19 protein-coding genes are annotated in these 24,877 nt (G+C 63.9%); 7 read left to right on the plus strand and 12 right to left on the minus strand.

Features of this window, described 5'->3' with window-relative positions; all coding sequences use genetic code 11:
* Positions 1-9: 9 nt before the first annotated feature.
* Genes Q1A07_RS01575 through Q1A07_RS01595 form a run of 5 tightly spaced genes read left to right on the plus strand, consistent with a single transcriptional unit; the run spans position 10 to position 5,044 of the window.
* Complete coding sequence (locus Q1A07_RS01575) at positions 10-780, plus strand: SDR family oxidoreductase (protein ID WP_299777189.1); 771 nt, start codon at positions 10-12, stop codon at positions 778-780.
* 4 nt (positions 781-784) lie between these two features.
* Positions 785-1,690, plus strand: a complete 906-nt coding sequence (locus Q1A07_RS01580) for a 2-dehydro-3-deoxygalactonokinase (RefSeq protein WP_299777191.1) — start codon at positions 785-787, stop codon at positions 1,688-1,690.
* The gene (locus tag Q1A07_RS01585; protein ID WP_299777193.1) at positions 1,687-2,292 is read left to right on the plus strand and encodes a 2-dehydro-3-deoxy-6-phosphogalactonate aldolase; all 606 of its coding nucleotides are present in this window, start codon (positions 1,687-1,689) and stop codon (positions 2,290-2,292) included. The genes Q1A07_RS01580 and Q1A07_RS01585 overlap by 4 nt, the downstream gene beginning before the upstream one ends.
* Positions 2,289-3,149, plus strand: coding sequence for an SMP-30/gluconolactonase/LRE family protein (locus Q1A07_RS01590; protein ID WP_299777195.1), 861 nt, complete (start codon positions 2,289-2,291; stop codon positions 3,147-3,149). The genes Q1A07_RS01585 and Q1A07_RS01590 overlap by 4 nt, the downstream gene beginning before the upstream one ends.
* Positions 3,146-5,044 (plus strand): beta-galactosidase, encoded by a 1,899-nt coding sequence (locus Q1A07_RS01595; RefSeq protein ID WP_299777197.1) that lies wholly within the window; start codon positions 3,146-3,148, stop codon positions 5,042-5,044. The genes Q1A07_RS01590 and Q1A07_RS01595 overlap by 4 nt, the downstream gene beginning before the upstream one ends.
* Here the strand turns inward: Q1A07_RS01595 and Q1A07_RS01600 are convergent.
* The 6 genes from Q1A07_RS01600 to Q1A07_RS01625 all read right to left on the minus strand — a co-directional run bounded on the left by Q1A07_RS01600 (position 5,041) and on the right by Q1A07_RS01625 (position 11,982).
* Complete coding sequence (locus Q1A07_RS01600; RefSeq protein WP_299777199.1) at positions 5,041-5,976, minus strand: ROK family protein; 936 nt, start codon at positions 5,974-5,976, stop codon at positions 5,041-5,043. The two genes, Q1A07_RS01595 and Q1A07_RS01600, sit on opposite strands and share 4 nt — an antisense overlap.
* Before the next feature lie 12 nt (positions 5,977-5,988).
* Complete coding sequence (xylA, locus tag Q1A07_RS01605) at positions 5,989-7,293, minus strand: xylose isomerase (RefSeq protein WP_299777201.1); 1,305 nt, start codon at positions 7,291-7,293, stop codon at positions 5,989-5,991.
* On the minus strand, positions 7,290-8,729 hold the full coding sequence (gene xylB / locus Q1A07_RS01610) for a xylulokinase (RefSeq protein WP_299777203.1): 1,440 nt from the start codon (positions 8,727-8,729) through the stop codon (positions 7,290-7,292). Before xylB ends, xylA begins: the two co-directional genes overlap by 4 nt.
* Positions 8,730-8,732: 3 nt before the next feature.
* On the minus strand, positions 8,733-9,494 hold the full coding sequence (locus Q1A07_RS01615) for an ATP-binding cassette domain-containing protein (RefSeq protein ID WP_299777205.1): 762 nt from the start codon (positions 9,492-9,494) through the stop codon (positions 8,733-8,735).
* An 11-nt stretch (positions 9,495-9,505) separates the two neighbouring features.
* Positions 9,506-10,828 (minus strand): sugar ABC transporter permease, encoded by a 1,323-nt coding sequence (locus tag Q1A07_RS01620; RefSeq protein ID WP_299777207.1) that lies wholly within the window; start codon positions 10,826-10,828, stop codon positions 9,506-9,508.
* Positions 10,829-10,959: 131 nt separating this feature from the next.
* Positions 10,960-11,982: a substrate-binding domain-containing protein gene (locus Q1A07_RS01625; RefSeq protein ID WP_299777208.1), complete on the minus strand. Its 1,023-nt coding sequence runs from the start codon at positions 11,980-11,982 to the stop codon at positions 10,960-10,962.
* Positions 11,983-12,184: 202 nt separating this feature from the next.
* On the opposite strand from Q1A07_RS01625, the gene Q1A07_RS01630 reads away from it, so the two are divergent.
* Positions 12,185-13,444, plus strand: a complete 1,260-nt coding sequence (locus tag Q1A07_RS01630; protein ID WP_299777210.1) for an ROK family protein — start codon at positions 12,185-12,187, stop codon at positions 13,442-13,444.
* Complete coding sequence (locus Q1A07_RS01635; RefSeq protein ID WP_299777212.1) at positions 13,441-14,913, plus strand: CRTAC1 family protein; 1,473 nt, start codon at positions 13,441-13,443, stop codon at positions 14,911-14,913. Before Q1A07_RS01630 ends, Q1A07_RS01635 begins: the two co-directional genes overlap by 4 nt.
* On the opposite strand, the gene Q1A07_RS01640 is transcribed toward Q1A07_RS01635, so the two are convergent.
* From Q1A07_RS01640 to glgX, 6 genes are all read right to left on the minus strand, one after another.
* Positions 14,910-16,217, minus strand: a complete 1,308-nt coding sequence (locus Q1A07_RS01640; protein ID WP_299777214.1) for a cytochrome c peroxidase — start codon at positions 16,215-16,217, stop codon at positions 14,910-14,912. The genes Q1A07_RS01635 and Q1A07_RS01640 overlap by 4 nt on opposite strands.
* Positions 16,217-17,662 carry a glutamine synthetase family protein gene (locus tag Q1A07_RS01645; protein WP_299777216.1) on the minus strand — a complete coding sequence of 482 codons (1,446 nt, stop codon included), beginning with the start codon at positions 17,660-17,662 and terminating at the stop codon, positions 16,217-16,219. Before Q1A07_RS01645 ends, Q1A07_RS01640 begins: the two co-directional genes overlap by 1 nt.
* A gap of 64 nt (positions 17,663-17,726) precedes the next feature.
* Positions 17,727-19,049 carry an aromatic ring-hydroxylating dioxygenase subunit alpha gene (locus tag Q1A07_RS01650; protein WP_299777218.1) on the minus strand — a complete coding sequence of 441 codons (1,323 nt, stop codon included), beginning with the start codon at positions 19,047-19,049 and terminating at the stop codon, positions 17,727-17,729.
* Between the two features lie 77 nt (positions 19,050-19,126).
* A complete protein-coding gene (locus Q1A07_RS01655; RefSeq protein WP_299777220.1) occupies positions 19,127-20,758 on the minus strand; it encodes an alpha-D-glucose phosphate-specific phosphoglucomutase in 1,632 nt (543 codons plus the stop codon).
* Positions 20,759-20,775: 17 nt separating this feature from the next.
* Positions 20,776-22,779, minus strand: a complete 2,004-nt coding sequence (malQ, locus tag Q1A07_RS01660) for a 4-alpha-glucanotransferase (protein ID WP_299777222.1) — start codon at positions 22,777-22,779, stop codon at positions 20,776-20,778.
* On the minus strand, positions 22,776-24,872 hold the full coding sequence (gene glgX, locus Q1A07_RS01665) for a glycogen debranching protein GlgX (RefSeq protein ID WP_299777224.1): 2,097 nt from the start codon (positions 24,870-24,872) through the stop codon (positions 22,776-22,778). The genes malQ and glgX overlap by 4 nt, the downstream gene beginning before the upstream one ends.
* Between the last annotated feature and the right edge of the window lie 5 nt (positions 24,873-24,877).

Consider the following 24,877-nt stretch of genomic DNA (forward strand, 5'->3'; position numbering starts at 1 on the left):
GGCCACGCCATGAGCAAAACAGCCACGTTCCACGACCTCGACGGCGCATCGATCTACATCACCGGTGGCGGCTCCGGCATCGGCGCGGACCTCACGGACGGGTTTCTCGCCCAGGGCGCCAAGGTCGCATTTATCGGGCGCTCGGACGCCAGCGCGTTCGTCGACGAAATGGAGGACAAGCACGGCACGCGCCCGCTGTTCTTCCAAGGGGACATCACCGATATCGACGGTCTGCGGCGCAGCATTGCCGAGGCAGCAGAGGCGCATGGACCGATCAACACGCTTGTGTCCAACGCAGCCAACGACAAGCGGCATAGCTGGAAGGATGTGACCCCCGAGGAGTGGGATTTCCTGATGGCGGTGAACCTCAAGGCCTATTTCTTTGCGGCCCAGGCCGTGGCGCCCGGCATGCAGACCAAGGGTGCGGGCTCCATCATCAACTTCAGTTCGATCAGCTACATGATGGGCAACGCGGGCTACCCCGCCTATACCTCGGCCAACGGCGGGATCACCGCGATGACCCGCAGCCTTGCGCGCGAGTTGGGCCCCGATGGTATCCGCGTAAATGCGCTTGCGCCCGGCTGGGTCCTGACCGAAAAGCAGCTCGATAAATGGGCCACGCCTGACGGGCTGGCCGCACATCTGGAGCGGCAGTGCCTGAAAACGCATCTCGAACCGCAGGACATCGTGGACGCGGTGTTGTTTTTGGCCTCCGGCACCAGCCGGATGATGACAGGGCAATGCATGGTTGTGGACGGCGGCGTGGTAACCACGGGATGAGCGTATGAGCGAGGAGATCGCACCAGACTGGATTGCCGTCGATTGGGGGACCACCAATCTGCGCGCCTTTGCCATGCAGGGGTCGCGTGTTCTGGCGCGGGCACAGTCCGAGGATGGCATGGGACGCCTGGCGGCCTCCGAGTTCGAAGCGGCGCTTATGCGCCTGATTGGGAGTTGGCTGGACGCGGGCCAGGTGCCGGTCATCGCCTGCGGCATGGTCGGGTCCCGTCAAGGCTGGGTCGAAGCGCCTTATCGCAGCGTGCCCTGCACACCGCTCTCCGAACATCTGACCGCGGCACCAACCGAAGCGGACCTGGATGTGCGGGTGGTCTCGGGCCTCTCGCAGAACAGCCCGGCAGACGTCATGCGCGGTGAAGAAACGCAAATCGCCGGTTTCCTGGCGCTGAACCCCGGTTGGGACGGGGTGCTCTGCCTGCCCGGCACCCACACGAAATGGGTGCATCTGAGCGCAGGCGAAGTTGTCAGCTTTCAGACCTTCATGACCGGCGAACTCTTTGCCTTGATCAGCGACCGTTCGGTGCTGCGCCACTCGGTGACGGGCGAGGATTGGGATGCGGACGCCTTTACCACCGCCGTCGCCGACGCCATGTCGCACCCCGAACGTCTCGCTGCCCGCCTCTTCGGGCTGCGCGCGGATCACCTGTTGCACGGGACCGCTGCCGCCACCAGCCGGGCGACCCTCTCCGGGTTGCTCATCGGGGCTGAACTTGCTGCCGCCCGCGCCTATTGGCTGGGTCAGAACATCGCCATTCTCGGCACCGGGCATCAAGCCCGTGCCTATCAGTCCGCCCTGCGCCCGCAGGGGCTGGAAGCGATGCTTGTCGACACGGAAAAAACAACATTGGCCGGGCTGACCGCCGCCCATAGACAGTCGAAGGTTTACACATGACCCTGCCCATCATTGCCATTCTGCGTGGCATCACCCCGCCCGAAGCCCCTGCCATCGCGCAGGCGCTGATCGACGCTGGCATCACCCGGATCGAAGTGCCGCTGAATTCCCCCGATCCGCTGGAAAGCATCGGCACGCTTGTCCGCCAGTTTGGCGACGACGCGCTTGTCGGTGCGGGCACGGTTCTGACCACCGATGAGGTGAATGCCGTGGCCGAGGTTGGTGGACGTCTGATCGTGTCGCCGAACTGCGATGTCGAGGTGATCAAGGCCAGCAAAGCGCTTGACCTGCACAGCTGGCCCGGCGTGTTCACTCCCACCGAGGCCTTCGCCGCCCTGCACGCAGGCGCGGATGGGCTGAAACTCTTCCCCGGCGCAATGGCGGGCACAGCCGGGCTCGCGGCCATGCGCCCGATCCTGCCCAAGGGCACACTGGTCTACGCTGTGGGCGGTGCGGGCCCTGAAAACTTCGACCAGTGGATCGCGGCCAGCGCAGACGGGTTTGGCATCGGCTCAGCGCTCTACAAGCCTGGTATGAGCGTGGACGACGTGGCGACACAGGCCGTGCGCATCGTTGCAGCCTACAAGAAGGCGGTCGGATGAGCGCAGAGGTCTTTGACGACCGCCGCTGTTTTTTGGGTGAAGGCCCGCTCTGGCACCCGCTGCGCGGGCAGCTTTTCTGGTTCGATATCATCGGGCAAAAACTGCTGAGCCGGGATGACAGCGGCCCGTTGGAATGGGCGTTTGACGAACCGGTTTCAGCCGCAGGCTGGGTGGATCAGGACCATCTTTTGATCGCCTCGGCAAGTGCGCTCTGGCAGTTTGATCTACGCGACGGCGCGCGTACGCAAATCTGCGCGCTGGAACAGGATACCGCCGCCACGCGCTCGAACGACGGGCGGGCCGACCCCTGGGGCGGCTTCTGGATCGGCACAATGGGGCGGGAGACAGAGCCGGGCCTTGGCGCGATCTACCGCTATTTTCTGGGCAATTTCCGCAAGCTGATCGGTGACATCACCATTTCCAACGCCATCTGCTTTGCGCCGGACCGCAGTTGCGCCTATTTCACGGATACCGCCACGCAGCAGCTGATGCGGCTGCCCCTCGACCGCGACGGCTGGCCCTCGGGCGCGCCGGAGCTGTTCATTGATCTTGGCCCGGACGACCTGAACCCCGATGGTGCGGTGGTGGACCGAAGCGGGACGCTTTGGGTGGCGCAATGGGGCGCGGGCCGCGTAGCCGCCTATGCCCCCGACCGGTCGTTCCTGCGCGCCGTCGCGGTGCCGGGGGTGCACGCCACCTGTCCGGCCTTTGGCGGGGCGGATTTCAGCACTCTGTTCGTGACCAGCGCGCGGCAGGGCTTGCCTGCCGGTGTGGCCCATGATCAAAGCCCGCATGGCCAGACCTTTGCGATCCACGACGTCGGAGAGGGAGCGCCGGAACCAAGGGTGATCCTATGATGCGCAGCCTGGGCGTTTGTTACTATCCCGAACACTGGCCCGAAGAGATGTGGGCGCAGGACGCCGCCGAGATGGTCGCGGCAGGCATCACCTGGGTGCGCATCGGAGAGTTCGCCTGGAGCCGGATCGAGCCGGAACCCGGCGCGTTTGATTTCAACTGGCTCGACCGCGCCATCGACGTGCTGGCCAGCGCAGGCCTCAAGATCATCCTCGGCACGCCGACCTGCACCCCGCCGCGCTGGATGCTGACGCGGTTTCCCGACATGCTGGCAGTAGATGCGCAAGGGCATCCGCGCGGGTTCGGCTCACGACGACACTATTGCTTTAGCCACGACGGTTACCGGCAGGCCAGCGCCGCGATAGCGGAGGTTCTGGGGGACCGCTACGGGCACGATCCGCGCATCCATGCCTGGCAAATCGACAATGAATACGGGTGTCATGACACCATCCTCTCCTTCTCCGACGCGGCGCGGGACGCGTTCCGCACTTGGCTCGCTCAGCGGTATGACAGCATCGACGCGCTGAATATGGCCTGGGGCAATGTCTTCTGGTCGATGGAGTACCGCAGTTTCGATGAGATCGACCTGCCCAACCTGACCGTGACGCAGCCCAACCCGAGCCACGAACTGGCCTTTCGCCGGTTCAGCTCCGATCAGGTGGTGGCCTATCACGAGGCGCAGGTGACTGCGCTGCGCGCGCGCACCGACGCGCCGCTCATCCACAACTACATGGGCCGGGTGCTGGATTTTGACCATTTCGACGTGGGCGCATCCATCGACATCGCCAGCTGGGACAGCTATCCGATTGGGTTCCTGTCGGATCGGCTGGAAGGCAGTGCAGCGCACAAGGCCCGCTACCTGCAACAGGGCGATCCGGATATGCAGGCGTTTCACCACGATCTTTACCGTGCTGTCGGACGCGACGACCGCTGGTGGGTGATGGAGCAACAGCCCGGCCCGGTGAACTGGGCGCCGCATAATCCCGCTCCCCTGCCCGGCATGGTACGGCTCTGGAGCTGGGAGGCTTTTGCCCATGGCGCCGAAGTGGTGAGCTATTTCCGCTGGCGGCAGGCCCCCTTTGCGCAGGAGCAAATGCACGCCGGACTGAAACGTCCTGATAACGTGGCAGCACCGGGGCTGGCAGAGGCGGCAGAGGTGGGCCGCGAGATCGCGGAGATGCCGGATATCGCGCTGCAACGGGGCCCGGTTGCTTTGGTCTTCGACTACCCCTCTGAATGGGCCTGGGCGACGCTCCCGCAAGGTGACGGCTTTAGCTACTTCCGGCTCATGCTGGATGCCTACCGGGCGCTGCGCCGATGCGGTTTCTCGATTGATATCGTACCGTCAAGCACCTCTGATCTCTCCGGATATAAACTCGTCCTTGCACCCGGACTGGCAACGATACCGGCAGCGCTCTCTGCCGCCCTCCGTCAAACGGTCGCCCTTGTCGGCCCGCGCAGCAACGCAGTGACAGAAGAGCTGGCAATCCGGGTACCGATGGGGCCGGACCTGCCGGGGCTGGACGTCACAGCCACGCGCGTCGAGAGCCTGCCCCCCCAGATACACCGCCCCGCCGCCGGTGGCGGCACCGTGCACCACTGGGTCGAAGACCTTGAGGGGAGCGCCCGCACACTCTTTGAGACCGACGCGGGCGCGCCGATCCTAAAAGGTGACGGCACCCTGCACTACCTCGGGGCCTGGCCGGATGAGACGCTCTGGGACCGTATCATTCATGACCTGGCAAAAACCGCCGGGCTGGCGGTGCAGACCCTGCCCGAAGGCTTGCGTCTGCGTGACACGGCCACCCACCGATTTGCATTCAACTACAGCCCTGAGTCTGTTGATTTTCAAGGAAAAACCATTGCCGCCGCTGGTGTCGTTTGGTGGCCCGTCTAGGCGCGGGCCTTGGCATAGGCGAGACACCCCAAAAGCGCTGCCTCATCCTGTGTGATCACTGAAATGGCAACCGGTGGCAATTCGGATTTCACCGTGGGCTGCTGGGTCACCGCACTGGTGAAAATGTCGTGCGCCGGGCTTTCCAGAAGCGCCCGCACCACGGACCCGGCCAGAAAAATGCCGCCCGTCGGCATGTAGAGCAGCCGCAAATCCTGTATCCACTCGCCCAGCATCCGGGCAAAGACATCACGGCTGGCCTGCGCCTGCGCGTCTCCGACGCTTGCGCGTTCGATAACATCGCGCGCAGTGATGGCAGGCGCGCCCGTCGCCTCCGCATGCAGACGGGACAGACCGGGTCCCGAAATGACATCCTCAACACAGCGGACCCAATCCGCAGAGCGCCCCAGATAGGCCTCCAGCGGGCGGCGCAAACGCGACGGCAAACTTCCCAGCCCGGCCTCCGCCAGCAGGCAGGTTACACCGCCCTCATGGGTCAGCACCGGGCTGACGTTGAAACCCGTTCCGATCCCCACAACCAGCCGCTGCATCTGATGCGGCGCGGGCACGTCGGGCGCCAGGATCGTGCGCAGACCGTCCGCGTTCAAACTATCAAGAGCATAGCCCAACGCACTGAGATCATTAAATAAGTCGACGCGCTTGGCGGAATGTGCGGCAGTCAGAGCAGCGGTATCGAAATGCCAGTCCCGGTTTGTCAGCCGTGCGCGTGCGCCATCGCCCGGACCGGCCACCGCAATGGTCAGCGCCTCGACCGTCTTCACCTGCGCATGCGCGAGATAGGCGTCCAATACCGCGTCAAAACTGGCATAATCGTCATTTGGGAACCGCCGCGTCAGGGTGCCGTCAATCACCCCGCCTCTGGCACAGGCAAACCGCACGTTCGTGCCCCCAACGTCTGCCAGAATCAATGCCATATCTTTTAGTCCTCAGACAAATCGGTTGACGTAGTTTTCCAGAATTTCCTGCTGGCCGGAGCGGGGCTGCGGATTGATTCCGTCCGCCGCCACGACAGCTTCAAGATCTTCCAGCGTGGCATTTTGCAACCAACCCTGCGCGGTGTCGCCGTCCCAGCCTGCGTATCGTGCGGCGCGGGCCGCTTCAAGACCACCATCCTCCAGCATCGCAGCGGCCGCCTTCAGTCCGCGCGCGCAGATGTCCATCGCGCCCACATGGGCGGCAATCAGGTCTTTCGGGTCAAGGCTCTGGCGGCGCAGCTTGGCGTCAAAATTGGTGCCGCCAGTGGTGAAGCCCCCCGCCTTGAGCACCTCGTAATAGGCCAGTGCCACCTCCGGCACGTTGTTGGGGAATTGGTCGGTGTCCCAGCCGGACTGGTAATCGTTGCGGTTCATGTCGATGGAGCCAAAGATGCCCAGAGCAGAGGCCATCGCCAGCTCATGTTCAAAGCTGTGGTCCGCCAGGATCGCGTGGCCCTGTTCGATGTTCATCTGCACCTCAGCCTCCAACCCGAATTCCTTGAGGAAACCGTAGACTGTTGCCACGTCGTAGTCATACTGATGCTTGGTGGGTTCCTGCGGCTTGGGTTCGATCAGGATCGCGCCCTTGAAGCCGATCTTGTGCTTGTAATCGACCACCATCTGCAGGAAGCGCCCGGCCTGCGCGCGCTCGCGTTTCAGGTCGGTGTTGAGCAGTGTCTCGTACCCTTCACGCCCGCCCCAGAGCACGTAGTTTTCACCACCCAGCTTATGTGTGGCGTCGAGGCAGTTCTTCACCGTGGCGGCAGACCAGGCAAAGACCTCCGGGTCGGGGTTGGTGGCGGCCCCGGACATGAAGCGCCGGTGCGAAAAGAGGTTCGCGGTGCCCCAGAGGAGCTTGGGACCCTGCGCTTCCATTTTCTGACCGATATAGTCGATGATCTCTTCGAAATTGCGTTTGCTCTCGGCGAAACTGTCTCCTTCGGGGCGGATATCGGCATCGTGCCAGCAGTAGTAGGGCTGGCCCAGAAGGGCGAACATTTCAAAGGCCACATCAGCCTTGAGGCGCGCCAGATCCATCGTCTCGCCAAACCACGGACGTTCGAAGGTCTGCCCGCCGAAGGGATCGCCACCGGGCCAGGCAAAGCTGTGCCACCAGGCCACGGCAAAGCGCAGGTGGTCCTCCATGCGCTTGCCCGCAACCACCTCGTCAGCGTTGTAGTGGCGATAGGCGAGTTGGTCCGCCGGGGCATCGGGCGCATAGGTGACGGGCGAGATGCCAGCGAAGAAGTCGGTCATAGAGCCTCCTTAAGGGCCGCGTAGGCGGCACGGTATTGCGCGTGTTTGTCGAGGAACGCGGATGTGAGTGTGGTGTCAGGGTCGATGCTGCGGGCAGTGGCCGGGGGGGTGGCGATCTCCGCACCCGCACCGGTCGCGGCCATGAGCCCCAGCCGCGCGGCCCCGAAGGCACCACCGAAGTCCCCCGCCTCCGGCAGGTCGATGGGCATATCGAGGAGCGTAGCGAGCGCTTGCAGCCAATAGTCGGACTTACTGCCCCCGCCGACGGCAACCAGCGTATCTATCTGTGTGCCTGTACTGCGCAGCGCCTCATAGCTGTCGCGGAACGCAAAGCTGACACCTTCTAGCACGGCGCGGGTCCCGGCGGTGCGATCGGTGGCATGGCCAAGACCGAGAAAGGCACCACGGGCCGCGGCATCGTTGTGCGGGGTGCGCTCGCCACCGAGGTACGGCAGGAACAGCGGCTCTCCGGGCGCTTGCAGCAGGCCGAGATCGGACGTGAGGCTGCCCGCATCGGACCCAATGAGCCCTGCGTACCAATTCAGCGCATCGGTGCAGGCGAGGATCACACCCATCTGGTGCCACGTCTCGGGCAGCGCGTGACAGAAGGTATGCACGGCGGAAGGCGCATCGGGCTGGTAGGCAGCGCTGGCGGCAAAGAGCACCCCAGAGGTGCCGAGCGACAGGAACGCCTGCCCCGGTTTCACAACCCCCATGCCAACGGCTGAGGCGGCGTTGTCTCCGGCGCCGCCAGCAACGACGACACCTTTTGGAAAGCCCCAGCGGTCAGCCAATGTATCGCGGAGCGTGCCGGAGGGGGCTGACCCTTCGACCAGCGCGGGCATGTGATCCCGGCTGAGGCCCGAGGCGCCGAGCAGTGCATCCGACCAGTCTCTCGCGCCGATGTCCAGCCAACTGGTGCCCGCCGCGTCGGACATTTCGGAGACGGTCTCACCCGTGAGCCAGAGGCGCAGATAGTCCTTTGGTAGAAGGATCTTGGCGATTTTGTCCCAGATGTCGGGCTCGTTCACGCGCACCCAATCGACTTTCGGCGCGGTGAAGCCGGGAAAAACGATGTTGCCGGTGATCGCACGCCACTGCGGGTCGGCATCGAAGGCGGCGGCTTCCGCATGGCTGCGCGTGTCATTCCAGAGCATACAGGGCCTCAGAACGTCGCCCGCTGCGTCAAGCAGCGTGGCGCCATGCATGTGCCCGCTGAGCCCGACGCCGCGCACCGCATCCAGCGGGTGTTGCGCGGCCAGTGCGGTCATCGCGATTTCGGTCGCGGCAAGCCAGTCCGCCGGGTTCTGCTCTGACCAGCCACTGTGCGGGCGCTGCACGGTCAGCGGCGCCGTTGCTTCCGCAACCAGCCGCTGATCCGCGTCGATCAGCAAGGCCTTCAGGCCGGAAGTACCGAGATCGAGCCCAAGGTACATGGGTCAGGCCGCCTGATCCGGCTTCTTGCCCATGATGATCATGCTGAGGATATCGTCCTCGGTCACATCCTCGACGCGCTCAGTCCCGATCATCTTGCCGTTTTTCATAACGGAGACGCGATCGCATAGCTCCAGCATTTCGCGGGTGTCGTGGCTGATCAGGAAGATGCCAAGGCCCTGCTTTTTCAGCTCTTGGATGAGGTCCGCCACCATCTGCGTTTCATGCACCCCCAAGGCGGCGGTGGGTTCATCCATGATCAGGATCTTCGCCTTGAAATAGACTGCCTTGGCGATTGCCACCGATTGCCGCTGGCCACCTGAGAGTGCGCTGACCGGCTCCTTGAGCTTGCGGAAGTTGGGGTTGAGCCGGGCCATGATCTTGGCGGTCTCGCTCTCCATCTTAGCGTCATCGACGAAGCCAGCCGCCGTGGTCAACTCGCGCCCCAGAAAAAGGTTGGAGGCGGCATCCAGATTGTCGGCCAGCGCTAGCGTCTGGTAGATCGTCTCGATGTTATAGTCGCGCGCGTCGCGGGGGCTGTTGATCTCGGCGGGTTGGCCCTCGATCCAGATCTCGCCACCATCCTTCTGGTAAGCGCCCGAGAGGATTTTAATCAGCGTCGACTTGCCCGCCCCGTTGTGACCCAGAAGGCCAACAACTTCACCGGGGTAGAGATCGAGGCTCACGTGATCCACGGCGCGAATGCCGCCGAATGAGATCGAAATATCCTTGAGCTGGACGAGCGGGGTTTGAGATGTGTCTGTCATGATCTGCGCCCTCACTTGGATCTGCGACGGTAGAGAATGTCGAGGTAGACGGCCAGCACAAGGACCGAGCCCACGACAACCTGTTGGATGGCGGCATCAAAGCCGATCAGCACCATGCCGGTTTGCAGCGATTGCATGACCAGCGCGCCAAGGATGGCGCCGTAGATGGTGCCGACCCCGCCCGCAAGCGAGGTGCCCCCGATCACGGCTGCGGCGATCACGTAGAGCTCATCAAGCGTGCCGAGCGCGTTGGTGGCCGACCCAAGACGGGCGGAGGCCACCACAGCCGAGAGACCGGTGAGCGCGCCCATCAGGGCAAAAATCTTTACGGTCATCCAGCGGGTGTTGATGCCGGCAAGCTCTGCCGCTTCGGGGTTGCCGCCGATGGCATAGACGTAGCGGCCAAAGCGGGTGCGCGACATCAGGATGGTCATGAAGATGGCAACGGCAACGAGGATCAGAACCGGGATCGCAAAGCCGTGCGATATGAAGAGGCCACCTTCGGGAATGGTAATGCCCTCAGCTTCGGCATAGCGGCGCACGATACCACGCGGCCAAGGGTAGGCGTTGACCAGCAGCACCGCGCCGATCACAGCGCCACAGCCGACGATGGCAAGGAAGGTTTCCGCCCAGACCGGGCGCTGTGCAATGTGAAACGTGGTACGCTTGCGCCGGCCCATCAGAATGAGCCCGAGCACGGCGACACAACCGAGGATACCAACGATCCAGCTGCCGGTGGCACCGATGGCCCCGTAGGGACCGCCGCCCATGAGCCGGAAGGTCGGGTCAACGGGCGAGATCGTTTCGCCCCGCGCGACGAGAAAGGCAGCACCGCGCCAAACCAGCAGCCCGCCCAGCGTCACGATGAAGGCCGGGATCTTGCCGTAGGCGATAAGCGCACCGTGGAACGCGCCGATGAAGCTGCCACAGAGAATGCCGATGATCACCGCGATGATCCAGATCATCGGGTGGCCGAGGCCGAGGAACTGCGGCAGGATATTGACCTGCACAACCCCCATGACAATCGCGCAGAAGCCGAGCATCGAGCCCACGGAGAGGTCGATGTGCCGGGTGATGATCACCAGCACCATGCCGGTCGCCATGATCCCGATGGAGGCGGTCTGGACCGAGAGGTTCCACAGGTTGCGGGGCGTCAGGAAGGCCCCAAAGCCGTTCACCAATTGGCCATAGACATGAAACCCGATCCAGATGATCGCCAGCGCACCCAGCATCCCCAGCAAACGGGTGTCGAGCTCGGTCTCGCGGAAGAAGCGCGCGATGGCGCCTTCGGGTTCCTTGGTGGTACCGGGTGGTTGGGTGGTTTGATCGGTCATGGTGCAGCACGCCCCTGGCGAGATATACCTCTCTTGTCTGCGTGACGGTCACGCGAGCGAAGGCAGATCAGGCACTGTAGAAAGTTGAAAGAGCCGGGCGCGGCAGTGCGCGCCCGGCAGATCGTCAAGGATCAGCAGCCGTCAACGCCATCCATGGCGCCGACACAGGCCTTGTCCTTCGCGATGTGGCCCGCATCGATGGCCGCGCTCAGGTTGTCCTTGGTGATCGGGGTCGGCTCAAGGAAGATGGCGGTCATCTCCACACCGTTCTCGCCGCCGGACCACTTCACAGCCCCGTCGATGTCGGCCATCGCGGTGCCATTGGCCATCGCAACGGCGATCTCGGCTGCCGCGGCACCCAATTCGCGGGAGTTTTTCCAGACTGATACAGTCTGCTCACCACGCGCCACCCGGTTCAGAGCGGCATGGTCCCCGTCCTGCCCGCCGACCGGCACGCTCAGACCCTGTGCAGACAGCGCCGAGATAACGCCACCGGCCATACCGTCGTTCTGGGACAGGACCGCGTCAATTTCGTTGTTGTTCGCGGTCAGGATCTGTTCCATGTTTTTCTGCGCGTTGTCAGGCTTCCAGCCATCGCTGAAGGCTTCGCCGACGATCTTGATTTCGCCGCTTTCGACCTTGTCGCCGATAACTTCCATCATGCCTTCCAGCAGGAAGCCCGCGTTCGGGTCACCCTTGTCGCCCTTGATGATCGCAAAGTTGCCCGAGGGCTGCGCCGCAGTCACGGTTTCTGCGATGATCCGGCCCACGCCCTTGTTGTCGAAGGTCAGGTAGAACGTGCGGTCGTCTTCGATCAGACGGTCATAGCCCACAACCGGGATGCCCTCGGCATCGGCCTTGTCAACGGCGGGGCCAATCGCATCCTTGTCCATCGCAAGGATGATCAGCGCGTCTGCGCCTTGCGCGATCAGCGCTTCCACATCGGTGAGCTGTTTGGCCGCAGAGGCCTGCGCATCCGCCGAGATATAGGCGGCACCTGCGGCTTCCAGTGCTGCTTTGATGGCGGCTTCATCTGTTTTCCACCGCTCTTCCTGAAAGTTCGACCAGCTCACGCCGACCGTCAGATCCTGCGCAAAGGCCGCTGTACTCAGGGCTGCCGAGACGGCCACGCCCATAATCATCATCTTCTTCATAGTATCCTCCCGATGGGACAGTTCTGTTGACTGTTGATGCCCGTTTCTAACTTGGCATGCGCAAAAGGATTGACTGTTTTAATTCAGCTGTCAAAATAAATTTATGCAATACGAGCCAAAATATCGGGCATATCCTGATTTATCGGCGGATTTCCGTGAAAATTCTGCCTTTTTTACATTGTTATTTTCGGGGTGTGAATAAATGAACGTGGAGATTTCACAGCCTGATCTCGGGGATGCGCCGGTGGGATGCGGCCCGATTCGCCCTGAGTCGGAGGCGCCCAGCACCTCTCTGCGCCACCGCGTTTTTGAATCTGTCCGCTCGGCGGGACAGATTTCACGCATCGATCTGGCCAAACAGCTGAAAGTGAGCCCGGCCTCCATCACCGCGTTGGTGGGTGAGCTGCTGGACCTTGGCCTGTTGCAGGAGGGCAGCGACGCCACGCGCAGCACCTCCCGCGGGCGACCGCCCGTGGCGCTGTCGGTACAACCGGACGCGGGATATGTGGTCGGGATCAAGCTCGCGCGCGCCCAGCACACTGCCCTTCTGGTGGACGCGGCAGGCCAGCCGCTGGCACAGGCGAGCCTGGCCTGCACCCCGCAACGACGCTCGATTGAGCAGATCCTGACCGAGACCGGTCAGGTGCTGGATGCCCTGCTGGAGGAGGCCGGGCTGGCGCGCGCCGATATCGCCTGCATCGGCCTTGGCATGCCGGGCATGATCGACCACGCCAGCGGCCAGATGGTCTGGTCCCCCCTGCTCACTGAGGCGGACAAACCCCTGCGGGCGCTGGCCGAAGATGCCTTTGGCGTGCCGGTGGCGGTCGACAATGACGCCAACCTCGTCACGCTGGCCGAGCTTTGGTTCGGCAAGGGGCGCGCCATGGCGGATTTCGCGGTGGTCACTATCGAACAGGGCGTGGGCATGGGGCTGGTGATCAATCACCGGCTCTATCGCGGCGCCCGCTCGCTTGGCATGGAACTGGGCCACACCAAGGTTCAGATGGATGGCGCGCTGTGCCAGTGCGGCCAACGCGGGTGTCTGGAGGCCTATATCGCGGACTATGCGCTGGTGCGCGAGGCCTCCACGGCCCTTGATCCGTCGAATTCAGACACGACCGCCCCGGATGTGATGCTGCAACAGCTCTACGAGCAGGCGAAGGCCGGGAACGAAGCCGCACGGGTGATTTTCCGCCGCGCCGGTCGGTTTCTAGCACTGGGGCTGGCCAATCTGGTGAACCTCTTCGATCCGCCGCTGATCATCCTTTCCGGCGAGCGGATGCAATATGATTACCTCTACGCCGACGAGGTGCTGCGCGAAATGCATACACTGACGCTGAACCGCGATGCCGCCCCGCAAAAGGTTGAAACCCATGCCTGGGGCGATCTGATGTGGGCCCATGGTGCGGCGGCGCTGGCGCTGTCGGAAATTGCCGATGCAATGGCGGAGGGGCGCGGATGAGGGCGCTGTTGCTTTGCCTGCTGGCGCAATCCGCCAGCGCCGAGGTGCTGTTCGAGGATCTCTCGTCCAACCTGCCACTGCATCAATACACCGGCGGGTGGGAGCATTTTGTCGGCGGCGGTGTAGCCGTCTTTGATTGCAATGGGGACGCCCTGCCCGATCTACTGGCGGCAGGCGGTGACAGCCCGGCCACGCTGATGATCAATCAGGGTGCCATGCACTTTGCCGCCGCCCCCCTGCCCGCCTTCACGGGCACAACCGGTGCCTATCCGCTCGATGTGGATGGCGATGGACATCTGGATGTGATGCTGCTGCGCGTGGGCGAAAACCAACTGCTGCGCGGTGATGGTGTCTGCGGCTTTACGCCCGCGAACGAGACCTTGGGCTTTGACGGTGGCAACGCCTGGTCCACCGCCTTTTCAGCCACATGGGAGGCGTCGGGCCCGGTGTTGGCCATTGGAAACTACGTGGACCGGGACGACCCCGAGGGCCCTTTCGAGGCTTGCGATGACAACAGCCTGCACCGCTGGCAGGGCGACGGGTTCGCCGCCAGCCCCCTCTCCCCGGGACACTGCGCGCTCTCCATGCTCTTTGCGCGGGATGCCAGCGGTACCAAACGCCTGCGCATCTCCAACGACCGCCACTACTACGTGCGCGACGGGTCTGAACAGATGTATGATCTGGCGATGGGGCGTTTTCTCGGGCCGGACGACGGGTGGGAAACCGTGCGCCTCTGGGGCATGGGCATCGCCAGCCGGGACATCACCGGCGACGGACGTTCCGAGGTGATGCTGACCTCCATGGGTGATCAGTTGATGCAGATCGCTGGCAAAGACGGGCTGTACAGCCGCGCACCTTTTGGCCTTGGCACCTACGCGCAACGGCCACATGTGGGGGATGACGGGCGCCCGTCGACCGGGTGGCATGCTGAATTTGCAGATGTGAACAATGACGCAGCACCCGATTTGTTTATCGCCAAGGGCAATGTGGATCAGATGCCGGGGCTGGCCATGGAAGACCCCAACACGCTGCTCATTCAGCAAGCCGACGGCACGTTCAAGGAGCGCTCGGTTGAGGCGGGTGTTGCCACGGTGGCGCGGTCACGGGGGGCTGCCCTTGCCGATCTGAACGGCGACGGGCGGCTCGATCTGGTGGTGATGAACCGGCGCGCACCGATGGAGCTTTACCGCAATGTGACCGACGGCACCGGACATTGGCTGGCGCTTGATCTGCGTATGGACGGCGCCAATACCCGTGCGGTGGGCGCGCTTGTCGAGCTTACCGCAAACGGTGTGACGCAGGTGCAGGAGCTGACCGTGGGCGGTGGCCACGCGGGCGGGCAAGCGGGGCCAATGCACTTCGGGCTGGGGGCTGCCACATCCGCCGACGTGACCATCACATGGCCGGATGGGCAGATCACGCACCACCGGGATTTGGCCGTCAATCAGCGCCAGACCCTGCGCCCCTAGCGGTCGACTGGCAGCCCGCTCGGCACGGCCTCCGGCACGCCCAGGCGCCCCTTTAGGGCCACCGGGTCGTCCAGCGCCGCCAGAAAGGACACCAGCGCTGCGATATCATCAGCGGTCAGGTCACGTGGCGGCAGGGTGACGGCAGCCCGCAACGCCGCCTGCTCTGCCGGGTCGTCCATGTGCCGCCAATCCTCCGCGCCGGGCAAATCAGGGAGCGTCACCGACGCTGGATCGAACCGATCCAATGCGTCCCTCCCCGCAATATGGTCCGCGATGAACTGGCTCAGATCGGCATGGCTGCCAGTGTGCCCGTAAGGTCCGGTGTGCAGCACGTTGCGCAGGGAGGGTGTGCGGAAAGCATAGGCGTCTGCCTCTCGCCCCGTCACCCGCATGCGCCCCACATCCCGCGCGTGGCTTTCGAACCGCGCGGCCTTGCCCGGCCCGAACTGCGGCACACCCATGGCGTGGAAACCGTGGTCCGTCTGAAAGGGACCGCTGTGGCAGGCGCTGCAGCCCGCGGCACCGTAAAAGAGATCCATGCCCAGCTGGGCCTGCGGCGGCAACGTCGCCTCGCCGCGCAGATGGGCGTCAAAGGCGCTGCCATCCGCGCGCCATTCAAAGGCGACAAAGGCGGCGATGGCATCCGAAATATCCGTGAAGGTCAGCGCCTCCGCCTCGGGAAACGCAGCCGCGACCAGGGGAGCATATCCGGGGGTTTCCGCCACCCGGGCGCTGAGCCTGGACCATGCGCCATCCGGCCCTGTGATCCGACCCTGCCGCACCGCCTGGCTGATGTCATTTTCGCTGTAATGACCGGCCATCTCATCAGCGCTGAGCACCGGGAACATCGTCTGGGCGGACAGAAGGTTGGCGAACCCCTGGGTCATCTCCGCCCCCATGGGCGTGCGCAGACCGCCGGGTTTGTCGGGGTCCACCTCGATGCGGCCATCATGGAACATGACGGTAAACTCACGCGCGCCGAGATTGAAAAGCGCGGGCGCATTGCGCGGGATACGCTGTTCGGGGATATTATCCCCTGCGATCTTGCGATCCGGGCCGAGCCCCACGGCCCCCTCTCCCAGCGACAGGGCGACGCCATCTGCAGTGGCAAATTTCGGGTGGTGGCAGGTGGCACAGGAGATGTTGCGATTGCCCGACAGGATCGGATCGTAAAACAGCATCTGGCCCAGACGGACCTGATCCATATCGAGGGGCATGAAATCGGCATCTGTCACCGGCGCGGGCAAGTCCGCCGCCGCTGCCGAGCCGATCATCACCCCCAAAACCCATCCACAAAAACGCATCAGTACAACCCGAAATACTCTGCTTGCTCCCAATCCGACACATGTGCCAGATACCGCTCCCACTCGGCCCGTTTGATCCGAACCAGATAGTCCACGACCTCCGAACCCAGCGCCGCGCGGTAGAACGCCGATGTCTCAAAGGCATCAATGGCAGCGCCGAGGGAATGCGGCAAGGCCTCTGCGCCCGCGTCGTGCGGGTTTTCGACGGGCGGCGGCGGCGCGCGCCCGTGGGTCAGGCCGTCCAACCCGCTGACGATCTGGCTGGCGAAGGCATAGTAAGGGTTCGCCGCACTCTCGGGCACACGGTTTTCAATACGCGAGGCGCGGTCGCCCGGCACCATGATCGCGCGCAGCATGGCACCGCGATTGTCATGCCCCCAGACCACCCGGTCAGGCGCCAGCTTGTAGGGTTGATAGCGTTTGTAGCCATTGACCGTCGGCGTGGTCAGCAAACAGCTTTCCGCAGCGTGTTCCAGCAGCCCCGCAATCCAGCCCGCAGCATAGGTGCTGAGGGTTCCGTCGGGCTGCGGCATCATCAGCGGCGTGCCCATGGTGTCGAAAAGCGACTGGTGCAGATGCCAGCCGGAGGCGCAACCGTTGGCCAGCTTTGGCCGGCTCATGAAGGTCGCATGCAGCCCTTCCTGCGCGCAGACCTCTTTGACCAGTGTGCGCAGCATCATCAGGTTATCCGCATGGGTCATCGGGTCCGCCGGATCGAAGGTGAATTCGAGCTGGCTCGGGCCCATCTCCACCTCCATGGACCGCAGAGGCAACCCAATGGCCTGAACCGCACGGCGCAACATCTCGGAAACGGGTTCCAACCGGGCGTAAAGCGTCTCGGTCAGGAATTGGTAGCCCGGAGCGAGGTTGCGCGTGTCCGGCGGCGTGGGTGGCATCGTGGCATCACCATGCTCCAGCGCGGGGTCGGTGATCTCGAAGACGTGGAATTCCACCTCCAGCCCCACCTGCATCTGCAGGCCCGCGTCCGCGAGGACCTGCACCGCACGGCTGAGCACGGTGCGGGGCGCAAAGGGCAGTGCCGCACCGGATTTCATCACCGCATCGCAGAGGATCCACGCGGACCCTGGTGCCTGTGACAGGTGCCGAAACGTTGACGGGTCCGGGACAAGCAGCACGTCCCCCGCGCCCTGCACCGGGCTGTCGCCCGCGCCGTCCCACACCGGATAGACAGTGCGGTGCGAGGTGTCTTTCAGAAAGAGCGTCGAGGGAACCGAGATGCCCGCGGTAAAGACCGAAGCCAGCGCCGAAGCCACAAGTGTCTTGCCCCGCAACACCCCATGCTGATCGGGGAAGAGAACGCGCACCGTTTCCAGATCGCTGCCCTGCAGATCGGCCAGCAACGCCTCTGCCGACGCCACCGCATCTGCGTCCAGCAGACCGGTTTGCGCCAGCCTACCTTGCGAAATCCCCGCCTTCCCGCTCACATATCCTCCTGTCCCCGGGGGAGCCTAGCCCGCCGTCTCCGGGTCCGTCACGCGAAAAACGCCGTCAGGTGATGGTTGCGTCCCAGCCGGTGCAGCCTGCGCGCCGCTCTGCATCGCTGGCGGTATAGGCCGCTTTCCAATCAGAGGTCATCGCGATGGTGTCATTGCTGATCGGCCCCTGCACCATGGCCGGGTCCCCCCCATTGCCCATCGGCAGGCGCTCCGCATTCCCCTGCTCCAAGGCCGCCATGGCCGCGCGCAGCATGCGCCGGTACCGCACAATCGCAACATCCGTCTTGCCCAGATGCTCCCTGGTCCGGTCAAAGATCGGCCCCGGGCTTTCCACCGCCCATTGGTCATGCACGTTGATATCCAGCCCCATGCCGGTATAGGTCTCGCCTGCTTGTTCTTCGGGGTCGTAGCCGTAATTGTTGCGCTTGTTCTTGCGCGGCGCGTAATCCGGCAGGCGGTGTTCCTTCAACCGCTGATCCCGCATTTTTTCCTTGTCCACGGGGTCAGTGAAGCTGGTGAACATCGAATACCAATAGCAGCGCCTGTCATCGAGGGGCACATGCCATTGCGTGATGATCATCTCGCGGCTCATGGGGATGGAAATTGCCTGCGGGAAAATCTGGTTGGTCACGCGCACGTGGGTGCGGCCATCGTCGAGATGACGCAGGGCGATCAGGCGCAGCCCATAATCAGTCTCCTCCACGCTGATATCGGGGCGCGGGTAGTCGCGCAGCAGCTTCGTCATCGGGATATCCGTATTGGCCGCAGTATCGCGAAACTGCTTGCCGTAGCTGTCGGCGGGGTCTTCATCCTGCAGGAAGCGGTGCAGGAAGGAGGCATGTGCAGGGTCGATACCGACCTCCATTGCCTGCAGCCAGTTGCACTCCCACAATCCCTTGAAGGCAAAGACATGGCTGTCCGGCGCGCGAAAGCAATCGAACCCCGGCAGCGGTGGCGGATCGCCCGGGCCCATATAGGCAAAGACGATCCCATTGCGCTCGATCACCGGGTAGCTCTTGTTCCTGATCTGCTTGTGCATCTGGGAGCCTTCGGGCTCGCCGGGCTGTTCAACGCATTGACCGGTGCGGTCGAAGTGCCAGCCGTGAAACGGGCAGCGCAGCCCATTGTCTTCGAGCCGCCCGTAGCACAGATCCGCGCCCCGGTGCGGGCAGGCTCGCTCGATCAGGCCCAACTCCCCCTCACTATCGCGAAAAAGCACGAGATCTTCGCCCAGCAGTTTCACCGGCACAACCGGCCGGGTCCCCGCCAGTTCATCGGACAGGGCAGCGGGCTGCCAATAGCGTCGCATGACCTCGCCCGCGGGGGTGCCCGGACCCGATTGGGTCAGGGTATCATTCAATTCCTGGCTGATCATCTGGCAACTCCGGCTGTGACAGGTCCGGGATCAGGTTCGGTCAGCCTTTCGGTGCTGTCAAGAAAGGCACAACCCGATCAGGTTTTCACATCCGGCTCGGTCCGTCCCAGATGGGCCTGCATGCCGGTGATCTCCACCACCGCATCGCGCACGGCGCGCAGCGCTACATCGGGGGTGAGGCCATGATCCGCCTCGGGCGCAGCATATTGCTCCAGATAGACCCGCAGGGTTGCGCCTTCAGTGCCCGTGCCCGAGAGCCGCAGAACCGCCCGCCCTTCACCCGCAAACCAGAGCCGCAGACCCTGATTGTGGCTGACTGATCCGTCTACCGGATCGTGATAGGAAAACTCATCGGCACCCGTCACCTCAAGACCGGCGATTGTGCTCCCGACCAGCGCGCCTAGCTGGTCGCGCACGCCCTGCATCAAGGCATTTGCCGCCTCTGTCGGCACGGCCTCGTAGTCGTGGCGCGAATAGTAGTTGCGCCCGTAGGTGGCCCAATGATCGGTCAGAATATCGGCAACCGACTGACCGCGTTCCGCCAGAATGTTCAGCCACAACAGCACCGCCCAGAGGCCATCCTTCTCGCGCACGTGATCAGAGCCCGTGCCCGCACTTTCCTCGCCGCAGAGCGTCACCTTGCCCGCGTCCAGCAGATTGCCAAAGAACTTCCAGCCCGTGGGGGTCTCGAAACAGGCAAGCCCCAGACGTTCGGCGACCTTGTCACTGGCCGCACTGGTCGGCATGGAACGCGCAACGCCCGCAAGCCCCTTGGCATATCCCGGCGCCAGCTGCGCGTTCGCGGCCAGCACGGCGAGACTGTCGGAGGGGGTCACGTAGACGCCGCGCCCCACGATCATGTTGCGATCACCATCGCCGTCCGAGGCCGCGCCGAAATCGGGTGCTGTGTCGGACATCATCTCATCCATCAACTCCTTGGCCCAGACCGGGTTTGGGTCAGGATGCCCACCGCCGAAATCCTCACTGGGCACGGCGTTGATGACGGTGCCCGCCGGGGCGCCCAAGACCCCTTCCAGAATGGAGGTGGCGTAGGGGCCGGTCACCGCATGCATGGCGTCAAAGCGCATCGTGAAACCACCTGCAAAGAGCGCGCGGATTTTGTCAAAGTCAAAGAGCTTTGCCATCAGGGCGGCGTAATCGGTGACTGGGTCGACGATCTCGATCTGCATGTCGCCCACCGAAGACGTGCCGCAGATGGAGAGATCGACATCAGCCGTCTCCAGAATCCGGTAGCTGTCGATGGTCTGCGTCTGGTCAAACATCGCCTGCGTGATGGCCTCCGGCGCGGGGCCGCCGTTGCTGACATTGTATTTGACGCCGAAATCCGCATCGATCCCGCCCGGATTGTGGCTGGCAGACAACACGAAGCCCCCATCGGTTTGCCGCTGGCGGATCAGGTTGGACACCGCAGGCGTGGACAGCAGCCCGCCCTGCCCCACGATCACCCGCGCAGCACCATTTGCCGCCGCCATCTTCAGCATGATCTGGATTGCTTCGCGATTGAAGTACCGTCCGTCGCCGCCGATCACGAAGCTCTTGCCTACCGCGCCGCCAATGGCGTTAAACGTCGCCTGAATGAAACACTCCAGATATCCCGGTTCCATGAAGACGCGGGTTTTCTTGCGCAGACCGGAGGTGCCCGGTTTCTGTCCCTCGAACGGGCCGTTGGAAATGGTCTGAAGGGTCATGGAAATTCCTTTCGCGTCTATGTCTTGAACCCGCTGCGCGCGGCGTCTGCCATGATCCGCGCGGTCTTTTTCATCACACCCTGCGTGGCAATCTCATCGACGTCCACCGGGATTTTGCGCCGCCAGTTGGGGTGCGCGTCAATCGTACCCGGCAGGTTCTGCGCTTCCTCCACGTCCAGCACGTCATCCAGTTGCACGGCGACCAGCGCCGCTGGTCCCTGGGCCAGATCGAGATGCACCTTGTCCCGCAGATCACTGGCATCTCTTTGTGCCAGCTGCGCGTCAGGCACGCCCAGCAGATCGGCCTTTTCGGCCTCACGCAGCTTTTGCGCCTTGTCCTTGCCATCACTATCGATCCAGTCAAGCCGGTGCCACCAGTCCATGTCCCGCCCGGTCCAGAACCCCCGGATCGTCGGCGTGTCATGGGTGCCGAAACAGGCCAGCGACTGGGGGCGCAACGCCTGCGCCTGCCGAAAACGACCCGCATCGGTTTTTTCATATTGCAGCACGGTGTAGCCGTAAAACCCCTTTGCCGCCATGGTGTCGCGAAACCCGTCGGGGACCAGCCCGAGATCTTCGCCGACGATCACCGCACCCGCGCGTTGCGCCTCGATCGCAATCAGCGCCATGAGCGATTGAAACGGCTGCCGGATGTATCCGCCCGGGCTGCCATCCTCGGGGATCCAATAGCTGCGGTTGAGCCCAAGTGCATGGTCGATCCGCAGCACACCGCAGTGCCGCAGGACCTGTCGCAGCACCTGCCGCAGGGGCTGGTAGGTCCGGGCGGCGAGTTTAAGGGGCGCATAGGCCGCCAGCTGCCAGTTCTGTCCCGCCGGGCTGAGGTGATCCGGTGGCGCGCCCAGCGACACGCCCTGCGCCAGCGTATCGGCGGCAGCCCAGGCTTCGGCTCCATCCAATCGCGCGCCAACGGCCAGATCGAGGTAAAGCCCCAGCGCCATGCCCCCTTCTTGCGCGCGCCTTTGAGCCTCCTGCAGTTGGTGATCGGCCACCCATTGCAGCCAGAGGTGAAAGCCGGTTTCCGACACCGACCCGCTGGCGCGCGCCGCCTCGGGCGTGCGCTTTTCTTCCGGCCAGTGCCGCCAGTCCTGCCCCAGATGGGCGCTCAGCTCTTCGAAAAGCGCAAAAACCTCCAGCGCCGCGCCACCCTCTTGGGTGAACCGCGCCAGCGCTTCCTTTTCCGCATCCGATGCGCTCTGTTGGAACTGATCAAAGGCTGTCCGCAAGGCGGTGCGATGGGTTTGAGAATGTGCTGCGTAGTCGATCAGAGGGCCGTCCTCGTTGGACGGCGGTGCGCCATCTAAGAGCCCCGGCAGGCGATCCAGCGCGATATGCGCCGTGTTCAGAAAGCCGCGGTGGCTCGGGGAATAGGGGCTGATTGTGTCTTGCGCTGCCCATCCCAGCGCGTGCACCGGATTGATGCCCAGAAATCCGGCCCCTTGTGCGCTCAACCCCTCGGCCAGCTGCGCGAGGTCTTCGAAATCACCCAGTCCCGCGTTGCGCCGCGATTGCAGACCGTAAAGCGGTGCCACAACGCCCCAGCAACGCTCCTGCCTTGCCCTATCCTGCAACGACGGTGCGCGCCCCGGGGCGGAGATGACGGTGGTGGTCTGGCGGCGCTTACCTGACTGGATATGCAGGCAGTGGACGCCAGCCCGCAGCGGCGGCAGGGCTATTTCGCCATCTCCTTTTCCCCGGGCAACAGGACGCGTGGTCTCTTCCAACGTCAGATGCCAGTCCACCTCCCCCTCACACCGCAGCACGTTTGGGGTATCGCAAGTCACCACGATCTCCTGCGGGATCAGACGTTCCTCCTGCTCCGCCTGAAGCGCGGCGAGGGTGTCGCGCACAGCAGCCTCTGACCCGACATCAAGACCGTTTGCCCGCAGCAAGGCGCGTTGGGTATCCGGGCTGGTCGGGCGCGTGACGCCTTCCAGATCGAGAAATCGGTCGAATACGCCGCAAAAGCTGGCGAGCGCCGCAAGGCTCCGATCCGCAGTCATAGGGGGGCGTCTTCCGGCACCAGAACCAGGGCCACAACCGACGGCCCCGCGACCGCGATCCGATCTTCGGTGACCGCCGCGCCCGCTACAACGTGCCCGGCGCTGTCGATGCCATGACGCCACTGGCGACCGGCGGGCGGTTCCGGGACCGACACATCCGCAGACGTCTCCGCGCGGTTGAAGACCACAAAGACGGTGTCATCATGCGCCACCTGCGTGGCCGCTTCGGCGGAGCAGCGGAAGGTGACGCAGAGGCTCGACAGCCCCGGGTCACGCCAGTTCAGCGGATGGCCGTCGAAATCGGACCAGACCACATCCGGCAGCCCATCGGCAGGGCGCTGCGCGGCGTGCAGAAACCGCGACTGACGCAGCGCGGGGTGCCGTTTGCGAAAGGCCGACAGCTCGGCCACGAAATCGATCATGTCCCGGTCCGCGGCGGCCCAGTCAAGCCAGGCGGTTTCGTTGTCCTGACAATAGGCGTTGTTGTTGCCACCCTGCGAATTGCCGAATTCATCGCCTGCCAGCAACATCGGCGTGCCCTGCGAAAGGAAGAGCGTGGCCAGCATGTTGCGCTGGCGCTGCTGGCGTCGGGCCTCAATGGCCGGATCGGCGCTCGGCCCTTCCACGCCGCAATTGTCGGAATAGTTCGCGTTATGCCCGTCCTGATTGTCTTCGAGATTGGCGTCGTTGTGGCGCTGGTTGTAGCTGGTGACATCCGCCAGCGTGAACCCGTCGTGCGCGGCCAGAAAGTTGACCGACGACCAGGCCCGGCGTCCGCCCCGGTCAAACTCACCGGCCGAGCCCAGAAGCCGTGCGCCCAGTTCCTGGGCACTGTGGGTGTCGCCCTTCCAGAACCGGCGGACCGTATCGCGGTAGGCGTCGTTCCATTCCCCGAACTTGGGCGGGAACTGGCCCAGCCTGTAGCCACCCGGCCCGATATCCCAGGGCTCGGCGATCATCTTGACCCCCGCCAGCGTCGGATCCTGACGCAGCGCATCCAGAAACCCACCGTGCGGGTCGAACCCGTGATCTTCCCGTGCAAGGGTCGTGGCCAGATCAAAGCGGAACCCGTCGACGCCCATGCACTCCACCCAGAACCTCAGAGAATCCATGACCATGCGCAACACATACGGGTTGGAGAGGTTGACGGTGTTCCCGGTGCCGGTGTCGTTCACGTAATACCGCGGCTGGCCACTGAGCAACCGGTAGTAGGATGCGTTGTCGAGACCGCGGAACGACAAGGTGGGGCCGCGGTGATCCCCTTCAGCTGTGTGGTTGTAGACCACGTCGAGCAGCACCTCGATCCCCGCGTCGTGAAAGCGGCGCACCATGGTGCGAAAGCCCGCCAGCCCCTGCGGCCCGAAATACCGAGGTTCGGGCGCAAAGAAGCCGACCGTGTTGTACCCCCAGTAGTTGACCAGACCTTTCTCCAGCAGGAAGGCGTCGTTCAGAAAGGCATGTACCGGCAAAAGCTCGATCGCGGTGATGCCCAGTTTGTGCAGATGCTCAATCACCGCGTCCGAGGCCAGCCCCTCGTAGCTGCCACGCAGGGCGTCGGCCACCTGCGGGTGCTGTTGCGTCGCGCCTTTGACATGGGTTTCATAGATCAGCGTTTCATCCCACGCCCGGCGCAGGGGATGGGTGATGGGCGCAAAGGTGGAGGGATCGGATACCACGGATTTCGCCACGAAGGGTGCGGAATCCCGTTGATCAAAGGACAGATCGCCGGTCGGGGCGGCCCCGTCGTATCCCAGCGTCGCGGAATCGTTGACCCATTGCCCTGCCAACTGCCTGGTATAGGGGTCGAGCAGGAGTTTATGCGGATTGAACCTGTGTCCCTGATCCGGCGCATAGGCGCCATGTGCCCGGTATCCATACACCGCGCCGGGCTTCAGCCCCGCCACGTGCCCGTGCCAGATATCGCCCGTGCGCTCCGGCAGGGACAGGCGCGAGACCTCGCGCTGGCCCGCCGGGTCAAACAGGCAAAGCTCCATTTTCTGGGCGTGGGCCGAAAACACGGCGAAGTTGACGCCTTCGTCGTCGAAATGCGCGCCCATGCGCGTCGGGCTGCCCGCGGTGATGTCATGGTCCATGGCGG

Origin of the sequence: uncultured Roseobacter sp. (assembly GCF_947492555.1) — a bacterium.
Taxonomy (GTDB): domain Bacteria; phylum Pseudomonadota; class Alphaproteobacteria; order Rhodobacterales; family Rhodobacteraceae; genus Roseobacter.